The following is an 8,957-nucleotide window of genomic DNA, read 5'->3' as shown; positions in this document are numbered from 1 at the left end:
GCATCTTCCAGGCGGCCCGGGCGCGGGCCCGCGGGTACCGCAACCAGCAGACCTTCATCACCATGATCTATCTGCTCGCGGCGCCCATCGGCAAAGTGGAAAAATCCATTTAGCGCGTCGAAGCGCCCAAAAAAGCGGGACCCTAAGGTCCCGCCCGGCGCAGGGCCCTGCGAGAAACCCGGCTCCGATCCAACAAGGAAAGGGACGGGCTATGCCTTGAGGCGCCGCCCAGTCTTCCAGAGGCCCAGCAGGCCCCCCAGCAGCAGCGCGCCCGTGGCCGGGGCCGGCACCTCATTGGCGTGGTTGGCGCCCTTGACCTGGAAGGCCAGATTGGACTGGGAGGGCTTCTCCCCTTCCGGCCAGCTCATGGCTACCGAACCAGAGAGATTGAAGCCCTGGGCCAGGTCACCGGCATCATACATCCCCATCCACTTCACCAAGCGGTCGGAATCGGCGGCATCCGTGTCATACGTATTGCTGAAGGAGAGCCCGGGCACCGGGGAACCATTCAGCGTCACATCCTCGAAGGCCACCTCCGTACCCGCACCCGGGGTGGCGGTACGTATCAGCAGGCTGTTGAAGTCGTTCAGCGAATCGAAATCGGAATAGGTGGTACTGTCGTCGCCCACCTTCCATTGCGCATCCTCGCCATCCCAGTTGAGATCGAAGGTTTCAAAGGGACCATTCCCCCACTCGTGGTCCGCGGAATCATAGTCCCCCGCCGTATTGCTCCCTACATCGAGCTCATGAGTTCCGGGGCCGCCGATGCGTCCTTCGGCCACGAAGGGCAGCGCGCTGTAGCCGTCCACCTCGAAATCGGTGGCCGAAGGATCGGTGTCGGCATTGTACGTTTCGGTAGCCACCGCCCCGGCAGTTCCGGATACGGCGAGGCCCGCGGCCAGGCCGGTGATTCCGAGCATGGCATGCACGGTTTTCTGCATGGTGTGTCCCTCCATTAGCTGGGAGTAGTTTTATCCTCACCCATGTCTTCGCAAGGCCTATGCCAAGCCCGGACACTCCGGAGTCTGTCCCCAATAAGGAAAGGTGTGAATATTTTTGTCGCCATGCACTGTAAAGTTTTACGACAAACTCCCGATATGCTGCTTTGCCGGCCGCAAATCCATGTCAAGGCTATGCCGGAGCTGCAAAGTACTTCCCAGCGGGGGGACCCTCGGCCCAGGGGCATCATCCGGCATCCGAGGAGCTGTTAAATTTCTCTTCGATGACTACCTGGAGCTGGTGCGGCTATAGGACACCCACTTCCTTCCAGCCTGGAAGGAGGGCACGTTCCCTCACTCGCTTGGCTTACGGGGTCGCCTGCTTGGTTTCCTCCCCTTGCTTTGGAAACTGCTGGGGCCCCCTTGCCCAACAAACGAGGAAGGGGGATTCAAGAGCTGGCCCTTGCCCAGGCGACCAGCAGGGGCCGCACCTCTTCGGGTGAGAGGATTTCCTGGCTCTGGAGGCGCCGCGCCGTTTCCCCGATGAGGGGGAATAGTGGCTCGATGATCTCTTCCAGGGCGGTGCCGAAAAGTCGTTCGGTATGCCGAGCGAACTCGCCCCCGAAGTAGTCCCGGCGGGTCCGGGGGGCACTGCCGTACCAACTGCGATAGATGGCATGGATGTCGCCCCGGGCCCCCGGGCTCGATTCGATGCCACGGAAGTCGAGGTGCTCGGCCTCTCCCCGGTAATAGGCCAGGGCGGCGGGCCCGGATATGGAGATGCCGGCATGGGTCGGTGTGCCGCGGTCCTGGCTGAGCATGCCGGTGGTCTGCTCGGTGTCCAGGTCGAAGTCGACCTGGACCCGGTGGAAATCGATGCCGTAGTAGCAGGCGGCCACCGCGTGGCCTGCCTCATGGATGCAGACCTCGAAATCTAGGGGAGTATGGGTCATACCCGGGCCTTTCGAGCGGATTGTCCTTCTATTTGGACGCCTGCTCTCCGGGAGGGGTTCTGCGATGCCAGGCTGCCGGCCATTGACCGGCAAAGGGGAGGCCGCGGCTTCGTGGAATGGGCATTCGATGCGGGGCGGCCGGTTCTCACAAGGGCCGAGGCCGACCGCCCGCTGCCCGGTTCAGGCCTGCTGGGTGGTTTCCTCGTGAAAGAGCTTGCGGATGTTGCTGCGCAGCTCTTCGGTGTCCTGCTCATGGTGGACGGAGACGGCATGCTGCACCGCGGCCTCCATAAGCTCCTCGGGGTCATCGGCGGCGATGGATACTGTGCAGTCCATCTCGCTCGGCAGTTCCCGGCAATCCACGTACTGGCGGCTCATGAGAACCCTCCTTCCGGCTTCCCTAGCGTCCCCGGACCCGTGCCCCCGCGGAGTGGCAGGCCAGTCCCCATAAGGCCGGAGGGGACGCGCATGCGGGGTAGGCCCCACTCTCTACCTTCCACGATTCGCTCCCTGGAAAAAACAGTCAATACCCTTTTCTCCCAGGCCGCGGGCCCGCCCTCAGCCCTTAGCTAAGGGGCCCACTTCCCTGAACCAGGGATACGGCCGGATCGGCTACGCCTCCTCAGCCCAGCGCACTACGCCGTCGAGGTGGGCGGCTAAAGGACACCCACCTTGTTGGGCTGGTGGCTCCCCGCCTTTTCCGACGCCTGGAGGCGGCCCCATACCCAAATCAACACTCTGTGGGGGGAGAAGACCAGGATCGCCCTGGAAGGAACTGCCCGAGTGGGCCATATTGGGTCGGAACCCCTTGTTCGGGAGGCCCTTGGGGGGAGGTTCCATTCGCGACGTTACAGGTGCGTACCCATGAAAAAAATTGCAGCGGCGGCCACTGTGATTCTCCTCCTGCTGCTGGGCGGTGCCTATTACTATTTCTCAGCCGGAGGCTATGTTGTCCGGCTTACGGAACCCGAAATACAAAAAAAGCTGGACGAACAGCTGCCCCTGACCAAGACGTACCTGGTTATCATCCAGGTCACCTTAAACAATCCGAAAATAGATCTCGTCGAGGGTTCCGATAGAATCCGCGCCGGCATGGACGTCGAATTCAATATAACCGGATACCAGGGCTCGAAGCCTTTGGAGGGTACCGTTTATGCGTCCTCCGGGATTACCTACAGAGCAGAAAAGGGCCAATTCTATCTGTCGGATCCGGTTATTGAGAATTTGGAGGCACAAGGTTTACCCGAGGAATACATGGGAAAGGCCAAAAAGGCGCTTTCCGAAGCGCTGGCCGAATACTACAAGGATCAACCCATCTATACCCTCGACCCCGACGACACGAGGCAGGCGGTTGCGCGCATGGTTCTGAAGGATGTCCGCGTAGAGGATAAGCAACTTTTACTGACACTCGGGATCTGAGCTGTACCCAGCCCAAGCTCAGGGACACCCACCTTGATTGCGCTCCGAAAGCCTCCCTGGTAAGTTTTCAATATGTTCTTACCAGGGGGCTTGCCCCATGACCCAGCCCCGCTCCCCCCTGGTTTCTCTCTCCGATACCCCCTGGTACCACTGCGTCTCCCGTTGCGTCCGCCACGCCTTCCTGTGCGGGGAGGACGCGGTTACCGGTATTAGCTATGAGCATCGGCGCGGCTGGATCGCTAATCGGCCTCAGCGGCTTGCATCGGTGTTTGCTTTGGATGTGGCGTGGTACGCCGTGATGAGCAACTGCCCTTCCACGTGGTGGTGCGGGTCGATGCGGAGCGGCCGGCATCCTGGACCACGGACGAGGTACTGGAGCGCTGGACGGCGCTGTTCTCCGGTCCCTTGCTGATCCAGCGCTACCGGGAGGAGGGGCGGGTCAGCCTGGCAGAAGGGGACGTCCTGGCGGTGGAGCAGTTGGCGGAAACAAACCTATAGTACACCCACTTTGGTTTTGATAAATATTCGGGGCGGCCACTTTAAGTTGGGTTTTGTGAGAAATTGGATCTTTGCTGGTCTATTACTGGCCCCAGTGCCCCCAGGTGGCCTGGATTTTTCCTCTCTCTTTGGAAAACGTAGGTCTTTTTGGGAGGTGAAATGGAGGCCCCTTTTACCACCGAGCAGTTCTTTGAGGTTTTAATTCAATACAACGAGGCGGTCTGGCCCGTTCAGATCCTTATGAATCTGTTGGCGCTGGCCGCCGTTGCCCTCCTGGTCTGGCCCCGTCCATACTCCAGCCGCCTGATTTCGGGAATCCTTGCTCTGCTGTGGGCCTGGACGGGGATTGCCCACCACTTGGCCTTTTTCGCGACGGTCAATAACGCGGCCTACGGGTTTGGGGCGGTCTTCCTGGCAGGTGCGGCAGCCTTTCTGTGGGCCGGCACCATGAAGGGGAATCTGGTTTTCGGCTCCGCCTCCGGCCCTTACCGGGTTCTGGGTGGCGTTCTGGTGGTGTACGCGCTCCTGGTGTATCCGGTGCTGTCCGAGGTGCTTGGCCACGGCTATCCGGCTACCCCCACTTTCGGCCTGCCGTGTCCGACGACCATCTTCACCACCGGCATGCTGTGTTTTCTGGGGGCGCCGTTCCCCCGGTACGTGCTGGTGGCCCCCGTACTGTGGTCCGTCGTCGGGGTCCAGGCGGCATTCCTGTTCGGGGTATACCAGGACCTCGGGCTTCTGGTTTCCGGGCTAGTTGGAGTTCTTCTGGGGTTCCGGGCAGGCGAAGCGGGAAAAGGACGGACCCTTTGATTGCCCCGGGACAGGTTTGAACTGTCTCCCGAAAGGAATCGCAACCTTTTGGGCCTATTATTACTCCATGACGTCCTCCAGCGGCCGTCGCGGAGTCCTTTCGAGGGTCTCGCTGGGATAGCCCAGCCGGATCAGAAGCTGCGGGAAGCCCGAACCTCCAGCTAGCTCCTGGAGCTTGGGCCGCAAGGAGGCTACCTGCACAGGCTGATTGAGGTAGGAAGCTTGCAGCCCATGCTCGCAGGCGACCAGCAGCGCCCGCTCCAGGGCCTGTCCGGCGCGCATCCAGTCCTCGACGGTGTCCCCCTGGGTGGCGATCAAGGCGAGCAAGGGAGAACCCTCGGCCAGTTGGCTGTCCTTGGCGCCCACACCATGTCCCATATCAAAGGTGCGGACCACCAACTGGGCCACTGGGGCCATCAGCCCGGGCACCGTTAGGCCGTCCCCTCGGCGTCGCGGATGCATCCAGGCGGCGAGCTCGCGCCGCCAGCTTGGGTTGGACCACTGCGCCGCGTCCCCTTCCGCAACCAGACGCGCGGTGGCTTGGCGTGTAGCTTCATCCGCCAACACCTGGAACCGGGCCCCTTCCTGAGCCGCTGCCTGCTCCAGTGCTCGCAGTGCCTCGTCCGGGACCGGCCGGTCTTCGAAGCGCTTGCGGAAGGTTCGCCGGTTTTCCATGTAAGGAAACAGCGCGGCCTCTTGAGTCCCGGCTTCCTCTGTCGGGTCCAGTTCCGCCCGGGCGAGAAGATCCTCGTCCTCCGGTTCCGCTAGCAGCCGTACGTTCGTTGCAATGCCCGCATGGGCAGCCGCTACGCGCAGGTTCAGGAGGGCGCAGCCGCAGCTTATGGTGAGCTCGCGATCATCCGGATCGTTTGCCGGCAGGGCTCGGGTACGGTCCGCCAGCAGCTCGATGCAGCCGTCTCGAAGGCGAAAGATCCAGGGCTGCGTGTTATGGCTGGAAGGGGCCAGAATGGCGCTGGCAAGTAAGGATTGGGGGTCGTGGAGCGTGCCGGTTGCGGAAATCGGGGGCATGGCGGACTCCCGAACAAAGGAAGGGGATAGTTCAGTTTACCTCGGCTCCATTCGCCATCAATGCCCTTGGCTGTGGGGACAAGGCCCATGGCATTGCAGAAGAAAAAAACACCCATCCTGCCTCCCCCCGAACTGGCCAGCCCGCTCCAGGACCTCCCGCACGGAACAAGGTATAGGACCCCCGTACCTCAGCCGAGGATGAGGGGTGGGTACGCGTGCCGGCGTTAATCAAGGTCTCCCCCAATTCCTATGCTGGTTATGTTGGGGTCGGATTTTCGGTCGGTGGGTTTTGGCGGCTGTGGTGGGGGACGCCTTCGCTGGACAACGGCATCCGGCAGTGATTCGCTCTTATAAGGGTTGCCGGGCTCCAGGGTAAAGGCAGCCCCTTTTCCGGTTGGTCCATGAGCTTCAAGGAGGCGATATGTCGGAACGTGCCCGCTATTCGGGAATATCCGCGATCAACCACTGGGTTACGGCCCTTCTCGTGGTGGTCATGCTCGCGCTGGGCTACGCGGTCGCTGCCGCCCCGTCAGATGCGGTTGAGGATTACGTTCTGGGAATCCACATTTCGCTGGGCTTTTTTGTTTTTCTGTTCGTAGTATGGCGGGTCTTGTTCCGGTGGTATGAAGGTTTCCCTAGTAACATCGGCCCCACCGCCGTTGAGAGGTGGTCTGCCTATATTGTGCATAGGGCCATTCTGGTCCTGCTGGTTATTCAGGTGATAACGGGGCCGCTGTATCTTTGGACCGAGAACGAATGCGTGGATGTGTTTGGATGGTTTAAGATCTGTATTCCTTTGGAAAGCCTGTCGGTAATCCACGAGCCTACGGAATGGGTTCACGTGAATTTCGGCCTATATGTAGTTCCGATATTGCTTGTTTTGCATTTCTTTGGAGCAATTAGGCATTATGCGATTAGCGGAAAACGGGAAGCCCCCTCGGATATGTAATGTGGGCATCCTGGGAGTAGCTTGTTTGGTTCGACTCCGGCCCTGGTGACCGCCTTGATGCCTTTGCTCCCCTCGTTTCTCTGGCCTGGTGTAGGGCTAAAGGACCTCCATTTCCTGCCAGAGCGGGCCCCGTAGGTTTCCAGTGACCTGTTCCCAGGTTTAGGACCACTTCCGACTTAGTAGAGCCCGTGGGTTGTCGGCCAAGTCGGGCGCCCTGTTTTCCAGGGCTTGCCCCCATGACCCAGCCCGCTCCGCGGGAATTTGCCGGGCGGTTCAGGGAGGGCGCCTCTTGCCGTCGGGGCTGCCACCCCTTTTGGCCGGGGGGCTTTCGAGGGCCTTACTGATGGAGCGATGGGTATCCTCGAGGGCGGCCTGATTGACCGTGAACAGGCGCTGGCGGGGCTGGTCGAGGTCGACGATCAACAGCATGACCGCCGAGAAGGCGAACACCAGAGCGCTGGCGGCCAGGATATTGCGGGTCCCTCCCAGTCCGAAGTGGAAGCCCAAGATCCCCATGGACAGGAAGGCCACCAGGTACAGGGTCCACAGGAGGCTCGGGGGCACCCGATTGCGCAGGGAAACGGTCACGCGCTCCTCGTGCAGGTCGATGGTCTCGTTGAGGGCGTCGATGAACAGGCCCACCGGCTCCGAGCGGGGCCGTTGGGCGGCAACCTTGTCCGCGATCCGCCACAAAGCGTTCTGGATCTCCACGGACCGTTTGAGCCCCTCCTGGAGCGTTCCCGGCTGTTTGGTGGCCTCCAGGCGCACGTTTACGTACTCGGCGAGCAGCCGGCGGGCCCGGGTGCGCTGGGGCTCCATCAGGAAATCGGTGCGCAGGAAGGTGGTGCCGATGGCGTTGGCCTCCTCCAGCACCAGCTGCTTGCGGGTCATGAAACGGTCCTCGGCGATGCTGAAGCTGACGGCCAGCAGGAAGCCCAGCAGCGCAAGGATGGCCGCCAGCGCCGTGCCCGCCTGGGACTTGGCCTCGGGGTCGGTCTTGCCCCTACGCGACCGGCCAAGGAGAAAGCCGACCTCCACGGTCGCCAGGAAGACGACGATCGTCCCGATGTAGAACACCCACCAGTAGGATTCCGCCGCTAGGAGCAAATCCGTCATACCGAGCCCCTTTCGAGAGCCTGGACCAGGGCCTGCTTACGGCAAGAGCGACACGATCAACCTAAGTCGGTGGGCTTGCGGGGGTAAATGCGGGTGATGGGAGGGGCGAGAGCCTGAAGAATAAAGTGGGTGTCCTTTTTATTGCCGGGGACGGGGGCTCCGGCGGCTAGCGGTCGGGCGTCGACCGCTTTAACGAACCCCCGCGGCCGGGTGTCCGTTCCATGCCGGGACGCCCCAAAAACCGCGCACTGCGGATTGGAACGGGTATTGCTCCAGGAGGAAGAGGTTAATTTCTTCCCCCAAAGGAGCTGCACCATGTTCAAGCCACCGCCTGTCCCCGTGTCATTTCTTGCCTGCCTAGCCATTGGCGCCTTCGCCCCCTCCGCCCAGGCCGTGCCCGATTCCGGTTCCCTTCCCACCTTCGAGGTAACGGAGATCAACATGGGCCACTACGTGCCCACCGCCATCAACGACCGGGGAAGGGTGGCCGGCAATTTCTACGACGGCTATTCGAGCGCGGCCGTTTGGCAGGAGGGAGCGGGCTTCCTGGATGAGACGCCCCTGCCGCCCTATTCAGGCGCGGGGGAAGAGGCCCTTTACCGGACGCGGGTCTTCGACATCAACAACCAGGGAACGCTGGCGGGGTGGTCCGACGGCCGGCGCGGCGAGGGCATTAACCCGGTTATCTGGGACGCGGCCGGCAACGTGACGGATCTTGGCGCGCTGCCCGGCGCCACCCAGGACCTGGGAGAAACCACCGTGATCACTGAGGACGGCACGGCTTACGGCGAGACCTACGATGCCGCGGGCCAATTGACCAACTTCCGCTGGACGGAGGAAACGGGCATGACGCCCTGGGGCGATACCCCCGAAGAGACCGCGGCCGACCGCAGCCCCACGGAGCAGTGGATCCGGCAGGTGCTGGCGAACAACCGCCTGGGGGAGCTGGTAGACCCCGGGGCCATGCCGGAAATCCCTCTGGCCCCCCGCTTCCGGCCCACGGCGGCGGAGTATTTCGACCAGATCCATATCGAGGACATTAACAGCAACGGGCAGATTGTGGCCTGGCGGGACGCCCTCGCCAGCCCCTGGCGTCGCGCCTTCCTGCTCACGCCCCGGGAGAACAATGCCCCCAAGCAGATCCCCGCCACCCCGCCTCTGGCACTGATGGTTGCGGGCGCGGTGCTGTTGGCCGCCAGGCGGAGGGCGGCTTAGGAACACCTACATCGGAGGAAAAGGAACCCC

General features: G+C 62.1%; 9 protein-coding genes and 1 pseudogene. 5 read left to right on the top strand and 5 right to left on the bottom strand.

Annotation, left to right across the window (positions count from 1 at the left end; translation table 11 throughout):
- Positions 1-209: 209 nt before the first annotated feature.
- From AN478_RS00155 to AN478_RS00145, 3 genes are all read right to left on the bottom strand, one after another.
- Positions 210-941, bottom strand: a complete 732-nt coding sequence (locus AN478_RS00155; protein WP_074471477.1) for a choice-of-anchor W domain-containing protein — start codon at positions 939-941, stop codon at positions 210-212.
- Between the two features lie 446 nt (positions 942-1,387).
- Positions 1,388-1,891, bottom strand: coding sequence for a hypothetical protein (locus tag AN478_RS00150; protein WP_054964606.1), 504 nt, complete (start codon positions 1,889-1,891; stop codon positions 1,388-1,390).
- A 180-nt stretch (positions 1,892-2,071) separates the two neighbouring features.
- A complete protein-coding gene (locus tag AN478_RS00145; RefSeq protein WP_054964605.1) occupies positions 2,072-2,269 on the bottom strand; it encodes a DUF1059 domain-containing protein in 198 nt (65 codons plus the stop codon).
- A 486-nt stretch (positions 2,270-2,755) separates the two neighbouring features.
- Here AN478_RS00145 and AN478_RS00140 point away from each other — a divergent pair, with 486 nt between their 5' ends.
- From AN478_RS00140 to AN478_RS00130, 3 genes and pseudogenes are all read left to right on the top strand, one after another.
- Entirely contained in the window at positions 2,756-3,310 is a 555-nt protein-coding gene (locus AN478_RS00140) for a DUF1439 domain-containing protein (RefSeq protein ID WP_054964604.1), read from the top strand.
- A gap of 97 nt (positions 3,311-3,407) precedes the next feature.
- A pseudogene (locus AN478_RS13400) lies at positions 3,408-3,799 on the top strand (transposase); the annotation flags it as partial.
- A gap of 168 nt (positions 3,800-3,967) precedes the next feature.
- On the top strand, positions 3,968-4,618 hold the full coding sequence (locus tag AN478_RS00130) for a DUF6064 family protein (protein WP_054964602.1): 651 nt from the start codon (positions 3,968-3,970) through the stop codon (positions 4,616-4,618).
- 60 nt (positions 4,619-4,678) lie between these two features.
- Here AN478_RS00130 and AN478_RS00125 read toward each other — a convergent pair whose 3' ends face one another.
- Entirely contained in the window at positions 4,679-5,647 is a 969-nt protein-coding gene (locus tag AN478_RS00125) for an Acg family FMN-binding oxidoreductase (RefSeq protein WP_054964601.1), read from the bottom strand.
- Positions 5,648-6,068: 421 nt separating this feature from the next.
- On the opposite strand from AN478_RS00125, the gene AN478_RS00120 reads away from it, so the two are divergent.
- On the top strand, positions 6,069-6,596 hold the full coding sequence (locus AN478_RS00120; RefSeq protein ID WP_054964600.1) for a cytochrome b: 528 nt from the start codon (positions 6,069-6,071) through the stop codon (positions 6,594-6,596).
- A 273-nt stretch (positions 6,597-6,869) separates the two neighbouring features.
- Here AN478_RS00120 and AN478_RS00115 read toward each other — a convergent pair whose 3' ends face one another.
- Positions 6,870-7,712: a bestrophin-like domain gene (locus AN478_RS00115; RefSeq protein ID WP_054964599.1), complete on the bottom strand. Its 843-nt coding sequence runs from the start codon at positions 7,710-7,712 to the stop codon at positions 6,870-6,872.
- A 315-nt stretch (positions 7,713-8,027) separates the two neighbouring features.
- On the opposite strand from AN478_RS00115, the gene AN478_RS00110 reads away from it, so the two are divergent.
- Positions 8,028-8,927 (top strand): hypothetical protein, encoded by a 900-nt coding sequence (locus tag AN478_RS00110; RefSeq protein WP_054964598.1) that lies wholly within the window; start codon positions 8,028-8,030, stop codon positions 8,925-8,927.
- Positions 8,928-8,957 lie beyond the last annotated feature (30 nt).

The organism is Thiohalorhabdus denitrificans, assembly GCF_001399755.1.
Taxonomy (GTDB): domain Bacteria; phylum Pseudomonadota; class Gammaproteobacteria; order Thiohalorhabdales; family Thiohalorhabdaceae; genus Thiohalorhabdus; species Thiohalorhabdus denitrificans.
Note: the sequence above shows the minus strand (reverse complement) of the source record. Positions and strands in the feature narration are given on the sequence as shown.